This is a genomic window from Sphingobium sp. FG125 (assembly GCF_057809795.1).
In genome coordinates this window covers 219,047-238,607 of record NZ_JBMDKQ010000003.1, presented here as the reverse complement: position 1 = coordinate 238,607, position 19,561 = coordinate 219,047, and the positions used below count along the sequence as shown (strand labels likewise).

General features: G+C 64.2%; 18 protein-coding genes. All 18 read right to left on the bottom strand.

The annotated features are described in order from the left end of the window. Positions 1-53: 53 nt before the first annotated feature. The 18 genes from ftsA to ACODSR_RS04330 all read right to left on the bottom strand — a co-directional run bounded on the left by ftsA (position 54) and on the right by ACODSR_RS04330 (position 19,533). Positions 54-1,340, bottom strand: a complete 1,287-nt coding sequence (gene ftsA, locus ACODSR_RS04415) for a cell division protein FtsA (protein ID WP_489074047.1) — start codon at positions 1,338-1,340, stop codon at positions 54-56. Positions 1,341-1,345: 5 nt separating this feature from the next. Continuing rightward, on the bottom strand, positions 1,346-2,290 hold the full coding sequence (locus ACODSR_RS04410) for a cell division protein FtsQ/DivIB (RefSeq protein ID WP_489074045.1): 945 nt from the start codon (positions 2,288-2,290) through the stop codon (positions 1,346-1,348). Then, positions 2,283-3,233: a D-alanine--D-alanine ligase gene (locus ACODSR_RS04405; RefSeq protein WP_489074043.1), complete on the bottom strand. Its 951-nt coding sequence runs from the start codon at positions 3,231-3,233 to the stop codon at positions 2,283-2,285. The genes ACODSR_RS04410 and ACODSR_RS04405 overlap by 8 nt, the downstream gene beginning before the upstream one ends. A 142-nt stretch (positions 3,234-3,375) precedes the next feature. Continuing rightward, positions 3,376-4,326 carry a UDP-N-acetylmuramate dehydrogenase gene (gene murB / locus ACODSR_RS04400; protein WP_489074041.1) on the bottom strand — a complete coding sequence of 317 codons (951 nt, stop codon included), beginning with the start codon at positions 4,324-4,326 and terminating at the stop codon, positions 3,376-3,378. Next, positions 4,308-4,505: a hypothetical protein gene (locus tag ACODSR_RS04395; RefSeq protein ID WP_489074039.1), complete on the bottom strand. Its 198-nt coding sequence runs from the start codon at positions 4,503-4,505 to the stop codon at positions 4,308-4,310. Before ACODSR_RS04395 ends, murB begins: the two co-directional genes overlap by 19 nt. Then, a complete protein-coding gene (gene murC, locus ACODSR_RS04390) occupies positions 4,505-5,932 on the bottom strand; it encodes a UDP-N-acetylmuramate--L-alanine ligase (protein WP_489074037.1) in 1,428 nt (475 codons plus the stop codon). Before murC ends, ACODSR_RS04395 begins: the two co-directional genes overlap by 1 nt. A gap of 139 nt (positions 5,933-6,071) precedes the next feature. Beyond that, a complete protein-coding gene (gene murG, locus ACODSR_RS04385; protein ID WP_489074035.1) occupies positions 6,072-7,253 on the bottom strand; it encodes an undecaprenyldiphospho-muramoylpentapeptide beta-N-acetylglucosaminyltransferase in 1,182 nt (393 codons plus the stop codon). Further along, entirely contained in the window at positions 7,250-8,452 is a 1,203-nt protein-coding gene (gene ftsW / locus ACODSR_RS04380; RefSeq protein ID WP_489074033.1) for a putative lipid II flippase FtsW, read from the bottom strand. Before ftsW ends, murG begins: the two co-directional genes overlap by 4 nt. Before the next feature lie 44 nt (positions 8,453-8,496). Further along, entirely contained in the window at positions 8,497-9,891 is a 1,395-nt protein-coding gene (gene murD, locus ACODSR_RS04375) for a UDP-N-acetylmuramoyl-L-alanine--D-glutamate ligase (RefSeq protein WP_489074031.1), read from the bottom strand. After that, positions 9,888-10,961, bottom strand: a complete 1,074-nt coding sequence (gene mraY, locus ACODSR_RS04370; protein ID WP_489074029.1) for a phospho-N-acetylmuramoyl-pentapeptide-transferase — start codon at positions 10,959-10,961, stop codon at positions 9,888-9,890. Before mraY ends, murD begins: the two co-directional genes overlap by 4 nt. Further along, positions 10,961-12,352, bottom strand: a complete 1,392-nt coding sequence (locus tag ACODSR_RS04365; RefSeq protein WP_489074027.1) for a UDP-N-acetylmuramoyl-tripeptide--D-alanyl-D-alanine ligase — start codon at positions 12,350-12,352, stop codon at positions 10,961-10,963. The genes mraY and ACODSR_RS04365 overlap by 1 nt, the downstream gene beginning before the upstream one ends. Before the next feature lie 142 nt (positions 12,353-12,494). Then, entirely contained in the window at positions 12,495-13,940 is a 1,446-nt protein-coding gene (locus tag ACODSR_RS04360) for a UDP-N-acetylmuramoyl-L-alanyl-D-glutamate--2,6-diaminopimelate ligase (RefSeq protein WP_489074025.1), read from the bottom strand. Then, positions 13,937-15,643, bottom strand: coding sequence for a peptidoglycan D,D-transpeptidase FtsI family protein (locus tag ACODSR_RS04355; protein ID WP_489074023.1), 1,707 nt, complete (start codon positions 15,641-15,643; stop codon positions 13,937-13,939). The genes ACODSR_RS04360 and ACODSR_RS04355 overlap by 4 nt, the downstream gene beginning before the upstream one ends. 1 nt (position 15,644) lies before the next feature. Beyond that, complete coding sequence (locus ACODSR_RS04350) at positions 15,645-16,295, bottom strand: colicin transporter (RefSeq protein WP_489074021.1); 651 nt, start codon at positions 16,293-16,295, stop codon at positions 15,645-15,647. After that, complete coding sequence (gene rsmH / locus ACODSR_RS04345) at positions 16,292-17,263, bottom strand: 16S rRNA (cytosine(1402)-N(4))-methyltransferase RsmH (protein WP_489074019.1); 972 nt, start codon at positions 17,261-17,263, stop codon at positions 16,292-16,294. Before rsmH ends, ACODSR_RS04350 begins: the two co-directional genes overlap by 4 nt. Further along, entirely contained in the window at positions 17,260-17,757 is a 498-nt protein-coding gene (locus ACODSR_RS04340) for a division/cell wall cluster transcriptional repressor MraZ (RefSeq protein ID WP_489074017.1), read from the bottom strand. Before ACODSR_RS04340 ends, rsmH begins: the two co-directional genes overlap by 4 nt. A gap of 241 nt (positions 17,758-17,998) precedes the next feature. Continuing rightward, positions 17,999-19,189, bottom strand: a complete 1,191-nt coding sequence (locus ACODSR_RS04335; protein WP_489074177.1) for a Gldg family protein — start codon at positions 19,187-19,189, stop codon at positions 17,999-18,001. 41 nt (positions 19,190-19,230) lie between these two features. Then, positions 19,231-19,533 carry a hypothetical protein gene (locus ACODSR_RS04330; RefSeq protein ID WP_489074015.1) on the bottom strand — a complete coding sequence of 101 codons (303 nt, stop codon included), beginning with the start codon at positions 19,531-19,533 and terminating at the stop codon, positions 19,231-19,233. Between the last annotated feature and the right edge of the window lie 28 nt (positions 19,534-19,561).

The following is a 19,561-nucleotide window of genomic DNA, read 5'->3' as shown; positions in this document are numbered from 1 at the left end:
ACACCAGAAACTGGAGTATTTCACCAGCTATTTTCGTCTTACTGTAATTTCGTTCAATAGTTGGTCTTTATCGCCCGCATCATCCGTTGCCACCACAAGGGGGCTCCCAGACGATGCACGGTTTGCGGCGCGGGCGCCATCGTGCGGAGATCAACCGGGTTGGAAGCGCCGTAAAGCGCCAGTCCCGCCAAAGTCGCAAAGGCCGGGCCGCTATGCGCTTCGGGCATGGCGGACAAGCCCCGTGGCCGCCCGATCCGCACCGCACGGCCCAAGGCACCCTGCGCATAATCGGCAATGCCCTTCATTTCAGCGCCACCGCCGGTCAGCACCACCTGGCGTCCGGTTGGCGAATTAAAGCCCATGCCCGCCAGCGCCGCATTCACTTCCGACATCAACTGGTTGAGCCGTTCGCAAATGACCCCGACCAGCGCGGCGCGGGTGATCTTGCCCCCTTCGGCGTTCGGACCGGCACTCTGCCCCGGCACCGCGATATCGCCATGGGGCGTCGCAATCTCGATCATCTCGCGGAAATCGCGGCGGTTCTGCATCGCGGAGCCATAGAAACATTTGATCCGCTCCGCCTGACTGCGGCGAATGCCAAAGGCCGACGCAATATCGTCAGTAATGTCCGACGCGCCGATCGGGATCGAGTGCAGCCCCACAAGCATCCCGCCGGCATAAAGCGACACATTGGTCACCCCCGCCCCCAGCTCGACCAGCGCCACGCCCAGATCGCGCTCTTCCTCTGACAGGCAGGCGAGGCCCGTCGCGATCGGCGAAGCGACGATGGAGTTGACGTTCAGATAAGCGCCCCGCACGCACAGGTCGAGATTGGCGAGCGGCGCACCATCAGCCAGCACGACATGAATATCCACGCCCAGCAGGTCCGCGTGCATCCCGGCGGGTTTCTTGACCGGCACCTTGCCATTGATGGTGAAACAGGTGGGCTGCGCGTGCAGCACGACCCGGCCATCGGGGTCGATGCCCTGCTGGCCGGTCGTCAGCAAATCGTCAATATCGGCCTGCTCAATGCGGTATCCGCCCATGTCGCGCTCGACCGTCACGACATCGCTGACCAGGCTGCCGCCCGAAAAGCTGACCCAGACATCTTCGATATTGGTGCCAGCAACCCGCTCGGCCTGCTCGATCGTTTCGCGCACCGCCAGTTCAGTGCGTTCCATGTCGGCAATGAAGCCGCGCCGCACGCCCCGGCTTTCGCGCTGGCCGGTGCCCAAAATCGCCAGCTCTCCCGTGTCGGTCCGCCCAGCGATCAACGCAGAGACCTTCCACGATCCGATGTCGATCGCGGTGATCAGCTTTTCGACCTTGGGCTGCGCCATGGGGCTTAGCCTTCCTCGCCCAGCGCGGCGGTGCTGGCCGCCGTGTCGGCCGCATCCACCGGCTTCTCCTCGACCCTGCCCTGCGGCAGGCGCAGGACGAAGCGATCAGGATCGCGCATGTCGAACTTCACGATGCCCCGGCCCAGCAGCCGATTGACCCCGTCCATCCGCGCGAAATTGACCAGAGCGGCGGCAGAAATCTTGTCCCCTTCGGGCAAAGACAGGGTCTCGCCCGACTGGAAACGCAAATCCCAGCGGCGATTGCCGACCCAGGTGGCCCCCGCCAGCATCGGCTTTAACGCCGGGGCATTTTCCATCAGCCGGTTAAGGCCCGCGGTCTGGCGATTGGCATTGGGACCAACGACCAGCGGCAGGTCCGGCATGGCGCTGGCCGATACCGGTTGCAGCACCACGCCCGCCACATCGATCAGGTGCAACTGCCCGCCATGCTGCCACACCGCGACCGGATCACGCTCGACGATGTCGACCACCAGCGTGTCGGGCAGGCGACGGGAAATGCGCGCATCCTTGACCCAGCCCAGCTTCAGCATATCCGCGCGGACCTTGGGCAGGTCGAGCGAGAGCATCGAGCGATCCACCTGCCCCAGCGCAATATTATAGACCGGCAGTTCGTCCATCCGCTCGACGCCGCGCACCTCGACCTTGTCGACCTCGAAGCCCGCGCGCGCGGCGATCAGGGCGGCTTGTTGCTGCGCCATGGCGGGCAGGCCGAAAAAGATCGCAAAGCCGATCAGGATCGCCCCGAAAATCCCCACGATCGTCCAGCTGGCCAGCCGTTGCAGCGTCGCTTCGCTGACCGGCAGCGCCTCGATCAGCCGGTCGAGCGTCGACTGGCGCTTGAGCGTGCGCCCGCGACCGCCCTTCGTCGCCCTACCCTTCGCGCTGCTCAGCCGCGCAGTGCCGCCGCGCCGGATCCGTGCCTCAGCCATGTTTCTCACCCCTGGCGCGGTGCAGCGCCTCCTCGACAATAGTCTCTACCAACTCGGCATAGTCAATGCCCAGCTTTGCCGCCTGTTCGGGAACCAGGCTCAAAGGGGTCATGCCCGGTTGGGTATTGACCTCCAGCAGGAACAGCCCCTCGACACCCTGTTCATCGTCCCAGCGAAAATCGGACCGCGACGCACCCTTGCACCCCAGCAACTGATGCGACCGCAGCGCCAGCGCCTTGCACGCCTGCGTAATCTCGTCGGGAATCTCGGCGGGGCAGACGTGTTCGGTCATGCCGTCAGTATATTTGGCGTCGAAATCGTAAAAGCCGCTCTTGGGCCGCAACTCGGTGACCAGCAAAGCCTCGTCGCCCAGCACCGCAGTGGTCAGCTCACGCCCGCGAATATAGGGTTCGGCCAGCAATTCGGGGAAATCCTGCCACGGCCCCACGCTGTCGCGGGCGATCGGGTTGCCATAATTGCCCTCCGCCGTGACGATCGCCACGCCGACCGAGCTGCCCTCATTGACGGGCTTCAACACATAGGGGCGCGGCAGCGGATCGCCCGCAAACAGGCTCTCGCTCTGCACGATATGCCCGCCCGGCATGGGAATGCCGTGCGGCACCAACGCCTGCTTGGTCAGCTGCTTGTCGATCGCGATGACGGAAGTAGCCAGACCCGAATGGGTGTAGGTCAGCCCCATCAGGTCCATCATCCCCTGGACCGTGCCATCCTCGCCCGGAACGCCATGCAGCGCATTGAACACGACATCGGCCTTCGTCTCCGCCAGCCGCGCCGCAACATCACGGTCCATATCGATCCGCGTAACCCGATGCCCGCGCGATTCCAGCGCCTTGGCCACACCTTCGCCGCTCATCAGGGACACAGGCCGCTCCGCCGACCAGCCGCCCATCAGGACAGCGACATGCCAGGGACCACGGGTCACAACCAAATCCTCCCCTTTAAGGGGAGGTGGCAGGCGAAGCCTGACGGAGGGGCGTCCTCCTCACGATAGGGCGACACCCCTCCACCACTGGCTGCGCCAGCGGTCCCCCTCCCCTTGCAGGGGAGCATCAAGCCAACCACACTCACTTCACCAACCCCACAATTCCCGTATTGGCGTCGTCGGCAAACATGCCGACCCGCTGAATTTCCCATTCCAGTTCCACGCCGCTCTTGTCCTTGACCCGCCGCCGCACTTCCTCGCCCAGCGCTTCGATATCGCTGCTGGTCGCCTCGCCGGTGTTGAGCAGGAAATTGGTGTGCTTCTCGCTCACCTGCGCGCCGCCCAGTTGCAGCCCGCGACAGCCCGCCTCATCCACCAGCTGCCACGCCTTATGGCCATCCGGGTTCTTGAAGGTCGATCCGCCGGTTTTGCTGCGCAGCGGCTGGCTTTCCTCGCGCGCGGCGGCGATGCGGTCCATTTCCGCCTGGATTGTAGCGGGTTCGCCGGGCAAGCCCCGGAACGTCGCACTGACGACGATCGCCCCGTCGGTCAGGTTGGAATGGCGGTAGGTATAATGGAGGTCGCGGTTGAGCAACGTCACCTGCTCGCCCGACCGCAGCACCACCTCGCACTCGACCAAAATGTCGCGCGTCTCGCGCCCGTAGGCGCCGCCATTCATCCGCACAAAACCGCCGACCGTGCCGGGTATGGAGCGCAAAAACTCAAGACCCGCTATGCCATTGTCGCGCGCGGTCGATGACACCAATATCCCCGACGCCCCGCCGCCGCAGGTCAGCGTCACCTCGTCTTGGGCCTCAACCTTCGCGAACGGCTTGCCCAGCCGCACCACCACGCCCGGCACACCGCCATCCCGCACGATCAGATTGGACCCCAGCCCCAGCGCCATCACCGGCACGTCCGGGTCGAGCATCGCCAGAAAATCCGACAGATCGTCCGCATCCTTCGGCTCGAACAGCCATTGCGCCGCGCCGCCCGCCTTGAACCAGACGAGCGGGGCCAACGGCGCATCCGCCTTCACACTGCCGCGCACAGGCGGAAGGGCAATCCTGTCGCTCAACCGCGCACGCCCCACAAATTCATCCAGCTTTTCATCGCCTTCAGCCCCGCCTCGCCCGTCTGATTGGCGGCCATCCCGGCCTTGGCGTTCTGCTGCGCCGCCTGCACCATGTCGCGCGCGACCTCCACGCCCTGCATCTGGACGTCGATCATGCGCTTCTGCATTTCCAGCCCTACGGCGAACAGCTCGAACATCAGACCGATTCCTTGACCTTGGTGGAAACGGCAGCCGCCAGCCCCGCCGCCCATTTGGTGATGTCGCCCGCACCCAGGCAGATGACCATGTCGTCCGCCTGAATGTCGGTCGCCAACGCCGTCGCCAGCGCATCGGCATCAGCAATGATGGAGGCATGGCGATGCCCGCGCCGCTTCAATCCCGCAACCAGAGTCGCGCTATCCACGCCCTCGATCGGCTGTTCGCCAGCGGTATAGACAGGCGCGGCATAGACGATGTCGGCGTCATTAAACGCTTGCTGGAAATCATCCATCAGGTCGCGCAGCCGGGTGAAGCGGTGCGGCTGGACCACGGCGATCACCCGCCCCTGCGCGCCCTCACGCGCCGCAGCCAGAACCGCTTTGATCTCCACCGGATGGTGGCCATAATCGTCGATGACCGTGGCGGAACCAGCACCGACCGCAATCTCGCCAACCTTGGTAAAGCGCCGCTTCACGCCGCCAAATTTGGCAAAGCCGGTCTGGATCGTCGCATCGTCAATCCCCATGTGCAGCGCCACGCCGATCGCCGCCATGGCGTTCAACACATTGTGGCGGCCAGGCATCGGCATTTCGATGCCCTCTATCCTGCGGGTCGATCCGTCCCGCTCGCGTATCTGCACGTCGAAGCGGTTGCCGCCGGGGAAGCTGACCACATTGTCGCCGCGAATATCCGCCTGCGCCGAAAAACCGTAGGTCACGATCCGCCGGTCCTGCACGCGCGGCAAAATCGCCTGCACTTCGGGATGGTCGAGGCACAGCAGGGCCGCGCCGTAAAAAGGGACATTGCCGACAAATTCGACGAACGCATCTTTCACCCGGTCGAAACTGCCATAATGGTCGAGATGTTCAGGATCGATATTGGTGACGACCGCGATTGTGCCGTCCAGGCGCAGGAAGCTGCCGTCGCTTTCATCGGCCTCCACCACCATCCAGTCGCTATTGCCCAGCCGCGCGTTGGAACCATAGCTGTTGATGATGCCGCCATTGATGACCGTCGGATCGACCCCGCCCGCGTCGAGCAGCGCGGCGACCATCGACGTCGTCGTCGTCTTGCCATGCGTTCCCGCCACCGCGACGGTGGATTTCAAACGCATCAGCTCGGCCAGCATCTCAGCCCGACGGATCACCGGCACGCGCGTTTCCAGCGCCAGCTCAACCTCCGGGTTGCCGCGCTTGATCGCAGTCGATGTCACCACCACCGCCGCATCGCCCAGATTTTCCGCCTTATGGCCGATCATCACGCGAATGCCCTTGGCCCGCAGCCCCTCGACCACATAGCCTTCGGCGACATCGCTGCCCTGCACATCATAGCCCAGATTGTGCATCACCTCGGCAATGCCCGACATGCCGATGCCGCCAATGCCGATGAAATGAATCGTGCCGATGTCCGTGCCGACACCCTTCATGAGTATATTTCCTTGTAAGAATTTCCGTTCGCCCTGAGCGAAGTCGAAGGGCTCTGCTGAGCCGCAGGCGAAGCAGCTTCACTTCGCTCAGCGGAAGGCTTCGACAGGCTCAGCCCGAACGGGGAAAGATTGGCGTTCTTCAAGCCGGAACCCCCGCCAGATTGAGCGTCGTCGGCGTTGGCCCGACCCGCACCGGATCATTGACGATCGGCGCATGGCCGATGCTTTCCAGCAAATCCGCCATATCCCGCGCCGCATTGGGACGGCCGCAACCGCGCGCGCGCTTGGCGGCGTTCTGCAACGCGCCCGGTTCCATCGCCATCTTCTGCATCTGCTTGGCGAGTTCCACCGCGGTAAAGCGCACCTGCGTTATCGTGCGCGCGCCGCCCGCCTCGGTCATTTCCTTCGCATTGGCGGTCTGGTGATCGTCCATCGCGCTCGGCAATGGCACCAATATGGCAGGCCGCCCGGCGCAGGTCAGTTCCGCCAGCGTAGACGCCCCCGCCCGCGCGATCACCAGATGCGACCAGCCCAATTTCTCCGGCACATCGTTGAAATAGGTGGCGAGGTCCGCGGGGATTTCCATCTCCGCATAGGTTTTGCGCACCCGCTCAATATCCTCGGCCCGGCATTGCTGCGTCACCTGCAAGCGGCGGCGCAGTGCCACCGGCAGCATCGACAGGCCTTCGGGGACCACACTCGACAGGATCGACGCACCCTGACTGCCGCCGATCACCAGCACCCGGAACACGCTCTCATCGGTCAGCGCGGGGAAATCCTCCTCGCGCAACTGCTTGACTTCCTCCCGCACCGGATTGCCGATCAGGTGAACCTTGGCGGCATATTTGTCTTTCAGCCGTTCGACCCCCGGATAGGCGGTGGCGATCGCATCGACCCGCCCTGCCAGCAGCCGGTTGACCCGGCCCAGCACCGCATTCTGCTCATGCACCGCCGTCGGCACGCCATCGGCCAGCGCCGCCAGCAGTGCGGGCATCGCCGGATAACCGCCAAATCCGACCACCGCAGTCGGGCGGAACGTCTCATTGAGCCGCCGCGCCATCGCCCGGCCCGCCAATATCGCCTTCAGCGCCCCCGGCCAGCTTTTCGGATTCTTGGTCATGCGCCCGGCGGGCAGGACATGGACTTGCGCCCTATTACCCATAACACCGTCGAAAATGCCGGGGATCTTCGCCCCCCGCTCATCGGTCACCAAAGCAACATGATGGCCGCGCGCCATCAGCTCTTCGGCCACGGCATGAGCCGGAATCATATGACCACCCGTCCCGCCGGCGGCGAGGACGAAGTGACGGGAAATGCTCATCGACCACTCCATTTGACGACCGTATGCCGACCCATGAAGGGGTTGCGTCGCGTGAAGGCGAGCAACAGGCCGACGCCGATGCAAAGCGCCAGCATAGAGGAGCCGCCATAGCTGATAAAGGGCAGCGTCATCCCCTTGGACGGAAATATCTGCGCATTGACGCCCATATTGATGATCGCCTGCAATCCGAACTGCGTCGTCAGCCCCGCCGCCGCCAAAATGGTGAAACTATCCTCCTCATCCAGCAGGCGCAGCAGCACCCGCACGACGACGGCGAGATAGACAAGCGCGATGGCGATGCAGGCGAGCAAGCCGAACTCTTCCCCGATGACCGAGAAGATATAGTCGGTATGCGCTTCGGGCAGGCGGAATTTATGCTGACCGCCGCCCGGACCCACGCCGGTAAAGCCGCCATGGGTGATGGTGCGAAAGGCAAGGTCGGTCTGGTCCGGCCCGGCGCTCTGGTCGACGCCGATCCCCAGAAAATCGTTGATCCGCTGACGGCCATTTTCATAGAACATATAGACCGCGACCAGCCCCGCCAGCCCCACGCCGCCCAGCGCCGCAATCCAGCGCATCGGCACCCCCGACAGCAGCAACAGGCAGCCCCAGCAGGCGAGGAAAATGACCGTCTGTCCGAAGTCGGGTTGGCGCATCAAGACCGCGGCGATCAACAGCGTCAATGCGCCGGTCAGCGGGATCACCGGCAACGTGGCATCCTTGCCGCGCAGCGACAACAGCCAGGCCAAAGTCACGACATAGACGGGTTTCAGAAACTCCGACGGCTGGAAGCGGAAACCGGGCAGGTCGATCCAGCGTTTGGCCCCGTTCACCGTGCTGCCCAGCAGCGGCACGAACAGCAGCATGACGAAGAAAAAGACGCACAGGAACGTCGCCAGCCGTCGCGCCTGCGGTCGGGGCAGCATCGATATGACCAGCATGATCGGCAGGCCCAGCCCGACCCAGACCAGCTGGCGGTAGAAATAGTTGAGCGGATTGACGGCAATCTGCGCGGTCGACCGGTCGATCGCCGCAACCGGCGACGCTGCGGCCACCGCGACCAGCCCGATCGCCATCAGCGCGACGATCAGCGACAGGAGGACGCGGTCAATCTCCCAGAACCAGATGGCGAGCGCGGTGCGTTCGCGCGGCACGGTGCGGGTGCGAAACCCCTTCACCAGTTCGCCTGCCCTAGACATTTGCCCCGTCCCTTCCCTGTTGGTCCCGCGCCCCGGCCATTACCCTATTCCAGCGCCGCGACGGCAGCGACGAAGGCATCGCCGCGCGCCTCGAAATCGCGAAACTGGTCGAAACTGGCGCAGGCAGGCGACAGCAGCACGATGTCACCGGGCTGCGCGATCCGCGCGGCGCGGCGCACGGCGGCACTTAGCATCTCGCTATCGTCCACCGCCATAGACCCGCGCAGCAGGTCAGCGAACATATGCCCCGCCTCACCGATCGTATAGGCATGGGCGACATTGCCGAAATGCGGCACGCACTCGTCCAGATTGTCGGACTTGGCGACCCCGCCCAATATCCAGTGGATGCGGGGCTTGCCGTCGATCGCAGGCCACGCGGCCAGCGCAGGCGCGGTGGAGGCGGCGTTGGTCGCCTTGCTGTCGTTGACGTAGAGGACGCCGTTGCGGGTTGCCACGGCCTGCATCCGATGGGGGAGGCTGGCGTAAGACGTGAGCGTGTTGGCGATAGTGGCTTCGTCGATGCCCAGCGCTTCCGCGACAGCGATCGCCACCGCAGCATTTTGCGCATTATGCGGGCCTTGCAAGGCAGGCCAGCCGAGTTGCGCAACAGGATCAATGTCACTTGACCCAACCTCTGTCACGTCATCCCCGCGCAGGCGGGGCCCCATCTCCCCACCATCGCCTTGGCCCGTGATATCGGGAGATGGGTTCCCGCTTTCGCGGGAATGACGGAGAGAATGAAGGATAGCCCGGCTCGATTCATCCTCCGCCGCGATCACCGCGACATGCTCAGCCGACTGCATCGCAAACAGCCGCGCCTTGCTCGCAACATACCCCTCAAACCCGTCATAGCGATCGAGATGATCGGGCGTGATGTTCAGCAACACCGCGACATCGCAGTCCAGACTATGCGTCAGATCGATCTGGTAACTCGACAGTTCCAGCACATAGACGCCCACGCCATGCAGGTTCGGTTCCAGCGGCGGCTGGCCCAGCACGGGCAGGCCGATATTGCCGCCCATCACCGTGGGATAGCCTGCCTGCTCGATGATGTGGTGGATCAGCGCCGTGGTGGTCGACTTGCCGTTGGTGCCGGTGATGCCGACCACCTTGTGCGGCGGCAGCGTCGGGCGGGCCAGCGCGAACAGTTCGATGTCGCCGATGATCGGCACGCCCGCCAGTTTCGCGCGCATGGTGATCGGATGGCGATTGAGCGGCACGCCCGGCGACACGACGATGCCGTCAAAGCCGCTAAGGTCGATCTCCATCGGATCGCCCAGTTCCGCCTTGCCCGCGACCGCCGCGCGCGCTTCCTCACGCCCGTCCCACGCCACGACCCGCGCGCCGCTGGCCGACAGGCAATCGACGGTGGCGAGGCCAGAGCGCGCCAGCCCCAGCACTGCATAGGTCTTGCCCTTAAAGGCGTCCGAAACGATCATCGCAGCTTCAACGTCGCAAGGCCGGCCAACGCCAGGATGAAGGCGATGATCCAGAAACGGATCACCACGGTCGGTTCGGCCCAGCCCAATTGCTCGAAATGATGGTGGATCGGCGCCATCTTGAACACGCGCTTGCCGGTGCGCTTGTAGAAGAACACCTGGATGATGACGCTCATCGCCTCCACCACGAACAGGCCGCCGATAATGCCCAGCACGATTTCATGATGGGCGGTCACCGCGATCACGCCGATCGTCCCGCCCAGCGCAAGGCTCCCGGTATCGCCCATGAACACGGCGGCGGGCGGCGCGTTGAACCACAGAAAGGCAAGCCCCGCACCAATGATCGACCCGCACAATATGGTCAGGTTCCCCGCGCCCGGCACATGCGGGATGCCCAGATATTCGGCAAAATCGGCGCGCCCGACCAGATAGACGATCAGCATGAAGGCCAGACAGGCGATGATGACCGGCATGGTCGCCAGCCCGTCAAGCCCGTCAGTCAGGTTCACCGCATTGCCAAACGCCACGATCACGAACGCCGCAAACAGGAAGTAAAACGGCCCCAGTTCAATCGCTGGGCCATTATAGAAAGGCACATAGAGCGCAGTATTGCCATGCTGCGACACGATCAACCAGGCGGCAAAGCCCGCGATCAGAAATTCGAACAACAACCGCGCCTTGCCCGACAGCCCCTTGTGGCTGGCCTTGGTCACCTTGTCATAATCGTCCAGAAAACCGATCGCACCGAAACCCAAAGTCACGAACAGGCAGGCCCAGACATAGGTGGACGACAGGTCCATCCACAGCAGCACCGACACCACCATGGAGGTCAGGATCATCAGCCCACCCATGGTCGGCGTGCCGCGCTTGGCCAGATGGGTCTGCGGCCCGTCGCTGCGGATCGGTTGCCCCTTACCCTGCCGCACCCGCAGCCAGCCGATGAATTTGGGACCGATCAGCAGGCCGATGAACAAAGCGGTAAAGATCGCCGCGCCAGCGCGGAAACTCAGATAACGGATCAGGTTGAACCCGCCCGCAAAATCCATGGTCTGGGCCAGCCAGTAGAGCATCAGTTGGTCTCTCCGTCGCGGGCGCGTTCGCCAAGCGCCGCGACAAGCCGGGACAAGCCGATGCCGTTGGAGCCTTTGACGAGGATAGCATCGCCCGCGCGCATGTCAGTGGTCAAAAGGGTGATGGCGCTCGCCGTGTCGGGGACATGGACATAGGCCATGCTGCCGTCGAGCGCATCGGCCAGCGGGGCCATTTCCGCGCCGACCAGGATGGCATAATCGACCTGCCCCGCCTCCAGCGGTCCGGCCAGATCGGCGTGCAGTTCAGCGCTGCGCGCGCCCAGTTCGCGCATCCCGCCCAGCACGGCGATCCGCCGATCCGCCGTTTCGCGCCCCAATTGCTTGAGCGTCGCGGCCATGGACAGCGGATTGGCGTTATAACTTTCGTCGATCAGCAGCGCCTCGCCACCTGTCACAGGCAGGATACGCCGCTCACCCCGCCCCGGCAGGCCGGGCATTTCGGCGAGAGCCAGCCCGGCGGCAGCCACATCACCGCCAACCGCCGACACCGCCGCCAGCACCGCCAGCGCATTGGACACCCAATGATCGCCCGGCGCCGCAACGGTAAAGCAGAGTTCCGCATCCGGCAGCTTCGCCGTCACCAGCGTCCCGCCACCGGGCGCTGGCACAGCCTCGCGCGCATGAACATCCGCATCGGCGCTCATGCCAAAGGTCAATATGTTGGCGGCGTGGCGTTCCGCCTTGTTGTAAAGCAACGCCACATGCGGGCTGTCATAGGGGATGATCGCGGTGCCGCCCGGCTCCAGCCCCTCGAAAATCTCCGCCTTGGCCTCGGCAATCTTCGCCTCGGTGCCAAAATATTCGATATGGGCGGGCGCGATAGCGGTGACGATCGCGACATGGGGCCGCACCTGCCGGGTCAGCGCGGCCAGTTCACCCGCATGGTTCATCCCCATCTCGAATATGCCAAACGCCGCCTCACGCGGCATTCGCGCCAGGCTCAGCGGTACGCCGACATGGTTGTTATAGCTTTTGACCGACCGATGAACCTGCCCCGGATGGGCGCGGTCGAGCGCCTGGAACAGCGCTTCCTTCGTGCCCGTCTTGCCGACCGATCCGGTCACGCCGATCACCTTGCCGCCCATGCGCGCGCGCGATGCCCGGCCCAAAGCCTCCAGCGCGGCGGCGCTGTCCTTCACCAATATGTGCGGATGATCCACCGCTTCGCTGACGATCGCGCCCGCCGCCCCCTGCGCAAAGGCCTTGCCGATGAATTTATGCCCGTCGGTCGCTTCGCCCTTCATCGCGACGAACAGGTCGCCGCCGGTCACTTCGCGGCTGTCAAACGCCACGCCCGAAACGGCAAACGGCGCCGACGCGGCGCCGCCCGTTGCCTCGGCGATCTCGGCGGAGGTCCACAGGTCCGCCATCACTCACCCCCTCCGTTCGGCCCCGGACTTGATCCGGGGGAAGTCGAAGCCCTCCACTGAGCGTAGCGAAGTAGCCTCCCTACCGGTCGGCAGAACCCTTCGACTTCGCTCAGGGCGAACGGCATTGGAGTTGAGAACTGCATCAACCCGCGCACTCCCGCGCCACGGTCACGTCGTCAAACGGCAGTACCCGGTCGCCGATAATCTGGCCCTGTTCATGCCCCTTGCCCGCCAGCAGCACGATGTCGTCCGCCCCCGCCAGCGCAATGGCCGCCGCAATCGCCGCGCGCCGCCCGCCAATTTCCTGCGCGCCCGCCGCCCCGGCCATCACCGCAGCACGGATCGTGGAGGGTTCTTCCGAGCGCGGATTATCGTCGGTCACGATGACATGATCGGCCAATTCCGCCGCAACCTGCCCCATCAGTGGTCGCTTGCCCGCATCGCGATCCCCGCCCGCGCCGAACAGCGCGATCAGCTTGCCCTTCGTATGGGGCCGCAACGCCTCGATAGCGGCGCGCAACCCGTCGGGCGTATGGGCATAATCGACATAGACCGGCGCGCCCGCCTTGCTGATGACCGCCCGTTCCAGCCGCCCCCGCACCGGCTGGACCCGGCCCAGCAGTTCCAGCACCTTGGCCACGTCGCCACCGGTCGCAATGACCAGCCCCGCCGCCGTCAGCGCATTGGCCGCCTGATAAGCCCCGATCAGCGGCAGATTGACCTTATATGTCTTGCCGTCCGCCTCGATTTCCAGCGTCTGGCCCAACTGGGTCGGGGTGCGGTTGACAAGACGCAGTGCCTGCCCCTGCACCCCGACGCTCAGCACACGAAGCCCCCGCTTCGTAACCCGCGCGATCACCTTGTCAGACCAGGCGTCGTCCGCCCACACCACCGCCGCGCCGTCCGGTGCCACGACCTCATCGAACAGCCGCATCTTGGCGTCGAAATAACTGTCCATGTCGCCATGGTAATCGAGATGGTCGCGCGACAGGTTCGTGAACCCGCCCGCCAGCACCGGCAGCCCTTCGGTGCGATATTGGGCCAGCCCGTGGCTCGACGCCTCGAACGCGGCATGGGTGATGCCTTCGCGGCGCAGGCCCGACATATTCGACAGGAAAGTGACGATGTCCGGCGTGGTTAGGCCAGTCGACACCTGATCGACCGATGTAGTGACGCCAAGCGTGCCGATCGACGCGGCATGATAGCCCATCATCCGCCACAATTGCCGGGTCAGTTCGACCGTGCTGGTCTTGCCATTGGTCCCCGTGACCGCAACGGTCACATCGGGAAAGGGCGTAAAATAGCGCGCGGCCAGTTGTGCGAACAAGCGGCGCGGATTGGCATGGGCGATATGGATCGCGCCTTCCACCTTGGCTTCAGGCCGGGCAACGACCGCGATGGCACCCGCCTTCACCGCGTCGGCAATATAATCCTCGCCATTGACGCGCAGCCCCTGGAACGCGCCGAACACCGTGCCGGGCGCGACCTTGCGATTGTCGATGGCAAAGCCTGTGACATTGGCGTCCAGCGCCGCCCCGTCGCTCACCGCCGCATCCAGCCCGTCGATCAGACCGCCAAGGCGGGTCATTCGCTCTCTCCCTTGGGCTTCCACAGCAATGGCGTCAGGTCCGAAATATCGACGTCGCGCCGCTCGTCCGGCATTACGCCCAGCATCGGCCCGGTGCGCTCTATCACCCGCTTGACCACCGGCGCTGCGGTCCAGGCGGCGGTGCGCAGGCCGATCGCGCTGGTCGCGCCGTCCATCATGGTCAGCACGACATAGCGCGGATTATCCATCGGGAAAGCGGCAGCAAATGTCGTCACCAGCGAACTCTTATTATAGCGACCATCTTCAGGTTTCTCGGCGGAACCCGTTTTGCCACCCACCCGGAATCCCTTGGCGTCGGCGCTACGCCCTGTACCCGCCGCCACGATCAATCGCAACAGCTGGCGCATCCGCGCGCTGGTCGCGGCGGAATAGACACGATGTCCCTGCGGCGCTTCACCCGGCTCCAGCTTGCGCAGGGTCGCAGGACGATAGATGCCACCATTGACCAGCGCGGCATAGGCGCTGGCCAGATGCAGCGGGGTAACGGCAATGCCATGGCCATAGGATACGGTCATGGTGGTGATCCGCCCCCAAGTGCTGGGCCAGATCGTACCCGCCTGCTCCTTCAGCTCGATGGGCGCGCGCTGGTCGAACTTCAGGTCGCGGAACATCTGCTGCATCGGGACGGCGCCCATTTCGTCGGCGATGCGCGCGGTCGCGATGTTGGAGCTATGGACCAGCGTGTCAGGCACGTTGATCCAGCGGCCCAGCGCATGGTCGTCCTTGATGCGGAATCCGCCGATCGAGATGGGTGCCGTCGCGTCGTACCGCTTGCTCATAGACGTGACGACGCCCCGGTCCATCGCTGCCCCGATCGAGATCGGCTTGAAGGTCGACCCCAGTTCGTAGCGCGCCTGCACCATCTGATTGCACAAAGGCGACTGGCTGCACGACTTGCCCGCATAATTTTGCAGCTTGTTGGGATCGAACACCGGGATGGAGGCCATGGCGATCACTTCGCCCGTGTTGGCGTCCAATATGATGCCGCCCGCACCCTTGGCATGTTGCGCGACCATCTGCGCATAAAGTTCGCTTTCCAGCGCACCCTGCACCCGGCTGTCGATCGAGACGGCGAAGGGTTGGCCACGTAGCGGCGCGTCGGTCAGCCGGTCGTTAAAGGCCGCCTCGACCCCCATGCCACCCACGCCTTCGGAATTGGGCGCAAAGCCCAGCACATGCGCCGCCAGCGTCCGCTGCGGATAGAGGCGTTCCTTCTCGCGCGGAAATTCGATGCCGATTTCGCCCAGCGCATTCACCGCCGCCACCTGTTCGGGCATGGCGCGGCGGCGCAGATAGGCCCAGCCCTTGCCGGTCAGCTTCTTGTAAAAAACCGCTTCAGCCTCATCGGGAAAAATCTCGTGCAGCTTGCGCGCCAGTTCGGCCGGTTCACCGATCAGCTTGGACGGGCGTACCGCCACCGAATAGGCGTCCATCGTCCGTGCCAGCGGCACGCCGTTGCGATCGACAATATCGGCGCGCGCGGGCAGGAAGGCGCTCAGCACATCGTCCCCGGTGTTGCCATGCGCAAAAACGCCGACCCACAGGAGTCGGCCGATCAGTACCATGGTCACCGCCATGAACAGGATCAGCAACAACATCAGCCGGTTATGGGCGATGGCGGTCAGGCTGACCCGTTGCCGTCCCGCCCGCGCCCCGCCGGGCTGGACGATGATCGTGGCCATATCAGCGCGCTCCCTTCTTGCGCTCGCGCGCCGCCGTGGCGCTCAACTCGCCCAGCGTGCTGTCGTCCAGCAGCTTGGCGTCCAGCATCGCCATGCGCTCCGCCTTGCGCGCGACCGGATTGGGCTTCGACACGTCGGCGTCCGCCTTCGCCTGCACCGCCGGAGTGCGCGGCGCGGGCTTGGCCAGCTTCTCGACATTGTCGGCGGCGTGCGCCTCACGAATCACGGCAATGTCGCTGCGGATCTGGGTCGCCGCGGGGCTGGCGGGTGCGGCCTGCGGGGCGGACGGCAGGTCGGCGGGGGTCTCGACCATCGCCACCATCACCGGCGGCGCGACATAGTCCGGCCCGTTGGGCTGCACCCCGTCCAGCTGCGCCAGCGCCCGCTCACCCGCCAGATATTGGCCGACGGTCGGCGTGCCATACATGAAGTCATGCTGGTTCCAGCTTTCCAGCTGCCGCATCGACGCCCGCGCGCTGAACTCCGTCTCCAGATAGCGAATGTCCCCCTTCGCCCGCGCAATCTGCATCCGCACCTGCATCAGCTCGTTGCGCTCGGTCGCGACCTTCAAGGATATCAGATACGCCCCCAGCGCACCCAGCGCGACCAGCAACACCCAGATCAGGCTCTGCAACCTTTTGACAGCGATCATGAGCGGGGACTCCCGGAGGACGAAACAGGGGCAGATGTGCGGACGGCGCTACGCAGCGTGGCGGACCGGGCGCGGGGGTTGCGCGCCAGTTCCGCCTCACCCGCGCGCACCGCCTTGGCAGGCTTGGCAAAGGTCGGCGCGTCGGCGGCGCGCTTTTCAGGCATGTGCCGTGACCAGCCACCCTCGCCACCGCTGCGATTGCGCAGGAATTGCTTGACGATGCGATCTTCCAGACTGTGGAAGCTGACGATGGCCAGCCGGCCGCCCTCCTCAAGCAGCGCCTCTGCCGCCTCCAGCGCGCGCTCCAGTTCCTCCAGTTCGCGATTCACATGGATGCGGATCGCCTGAAAGGCGCGGGTCGCGGGGTCTTTCTTGTCGTGCGGCTTGTGGCCCAGCGCGCGGCGGATGACATGCGCCAGTTGCCCGGTCCGCTCCAGCGGGCGCGCATCGACAATGGCATGGGCGACCCGGCGCGACCGCGGCTCCTCGCCATAGCGATAGAGGACGTTGGCGATCTCCTCTTCCGTCGCATTGTTCAGAAAATCCGCCGCGCTCATCCCGTCCTGGCTCATGGTCATGAGCAGGGGACCATCGGACTGGAACGAAAAGCCCCGGTCAGCCCGGTCGAGCTGCATCGAGGATACGCCGATGTCGAGCGTGATGCCCGACACTTTCTCGATACCGCGCTCGGCCAGCAACTCCGCCATGCGCGAAAATTCGCCCGCGATCAGCGTGATGCCATGCGCCTGCGCCACCGCCTGCCCTTCACGGATCGCATCGGGGTCACGATCCAGTGCAAAGACGCTCGCCCCCGCCATCGCCATCGCCCGCGAATAGCCGCCCGCGCCGAACGTGCCATCCACATGAATCTCGCCAGGGGTAATGGCAAGAGCGCGGAGAACTTCGTCGAGGAGAACGGGGATATGCGGGGCGGTGCCAGTGCCGGTATCAGCGTCGGACAGGCTCACTTGCCGCCCTCCGCTGTGCGCGCGTCGAGCCAGCGCTTCACCTTGTTGCGGATCAGCGCCGGACGATCGGGGCTTTCGATCAGGGCTTCCGGCTTCCAGATCTGGAAATAGCGGCCCACGCCATAGAAGAAAGCCACGTCGGTGATGCCCGCTTCATCCTTGATATCGGGGTGCAGGAAGAAGCGGCCGCCATCATCGAAATTGACGTCCTCGATCGTGCCGAGGCGATTTTCGCGTTCCAGATCGCCATTGAAGGGCCGGTTCGCTTCGCGCGCCAGCCGTTCCAGTTCGGCGACCTCATCGAACAGGAAACGCTTGTGCGACAGGCCAAAGCCGGTGGCGCAGCCATTGTCCATGTGGACGGACAGGCACAGGCGATTTTCATCGCCGCTGGCCTGACGCACCAGCTTGCGCATCTCCAGGGGCAGCACGAAACGGCCCTTGCCGTCCGCGACGCTGAATGCGTTGCCCGAATAGAGAATGACGTCCGACACGCTGGAAATTCGCCCCTTTCATATGGGGCGCAGGTCACCCGTCGCCGGAATCACTGGATGGATATCCGGCACGCAGGAATCGCCAACACCTGATTAACCCCAATTGCCTGATTACCTATCAAGCATGGGGCCGACTGCAAAGGGAAAAGTCGGGAGAATATGGGCTGAGCCGTTAGAAAATGGGTCTAACTGATTTTCATCGCCTTTTCCACCATATTTTCATGCTTTGTTCCGGTCCGCGTCATTGTTCAACTCGCTGTCCAGCTCGGCCCAGCAACAGCGTTCCCAGCAACGCCCAGATTGTCCCAAGGATCAGCGCCCAGCGCAGCGCGTCGGATTCATGATCTACCCAATAGCGCTTGCCTCGCAGCGTTCCGCCCAACCATTTGACGAGCAACTGAGGATTGTCAGCCGTCCATTGCCGCATGTTCAGCGGCTCGGCTGGATCAGCGAGCCAGAGCATATCATCCAGCAAGTCAGCGTCAGCGATAAGCAACGCCGTCCCTTTCCCAACCGTGCAATGCATAGCAGATTCCGCAGGCCATTCTTCGCAGCGGCCATTTGTCGCCGAGAAACGCGACGATCCTGCCAAAGCCAGCAAGCGCCCCGCAACCAGCCGATGCCGCTCCTGACCTGCGGCTGGACCTGTCGATGGCTCCAGGGTCAGCCCCCAATGGGTTAGCAGCGGGTCAAGCAGGCTAGTCAAGGGCGCTCGGCGTCGATCACCCAGCGGCAAATCCGACGGCCAACGCAGCAATGGATCAGCCAGAATGACGATATGACCTCCCGCCCGCACCCACATATCTATGGCTACCAGCGCTTGCGGAGCCAAGGCGCGCGGCTGAGCCAGCAGCAGCCTGTTGAAAGGTGTAAGCGTGGCAGCGTGCACGTCATCGATTGGCCGAACGTCAAACCGCGTCCGAAGAACGGTAATGATCGGCGCTTCACTCTGCATGCCTGGGGAAGTAGCCGCCTCGCTCCAGAATAGCGGGAGGGCCGTGACTACGGCCAGTGGTTGCCGATCAACGATCGCTTCTATCTGTGCGTCTTGATGTAACAGCCAAGGCGCTGCGATGATGCCGGTCAGCATCGCAAGGCCAGCGAACCGTAGTCGTTGACACCAAAGGCCGATCGCCGCGATGGCGCTTACCGCTATCATCGCGGCCAAAATGGCCATATCGGAGGCGGTCGGTAGTCCCGACGAGAGCAGGTAAAAGCCTACCGTCAAAAAACAGCCAGCCGCTGTCCAAAGAACGCGCGACACCACCATATCGGAAGGCGCGACCATGGCCGACGCGACCACCGCGACCGCACAAGGCAAAACCCACATCCAAAAATCGATCTGGCCTGTTGGCAATATCAGCGCCAATCCGGCGATGAAGGGCAGCCAAACCAATAATGCTAGCCACAAAAACCGACGAAGCACCATCATCACGGCGTCAGCCCCACCCCAAGCCAGCCTCTGCCCATCGCTCAACGCTGCTGCGGATCGCGGTCCATCGGCTTGCGCAGATTGGGATCGGGCTGGAGGTCGGGGACGACCGGCGCCTGTTCCGGCGCGGGCTGCACGCCCAGTTCAGCCAGCGGGTCCTTGGGCGACACGGCGTTGGTGGACTCCATCGTCGGCACCGTCGGCGGCGGCAGCGCCGCGTCATCCATCCGCGCCTTGTCAATGACGATATTGGCCAGTCCGACGAGCAGTACGACACCCGCCAGACCGGTCAGCCCGATCTGGACGCGCTGCAACCCTTCCATTCGGCGGGGTGTTTCAGCCATGACTGCGCTCATTTGTTCTTTGCCGCGA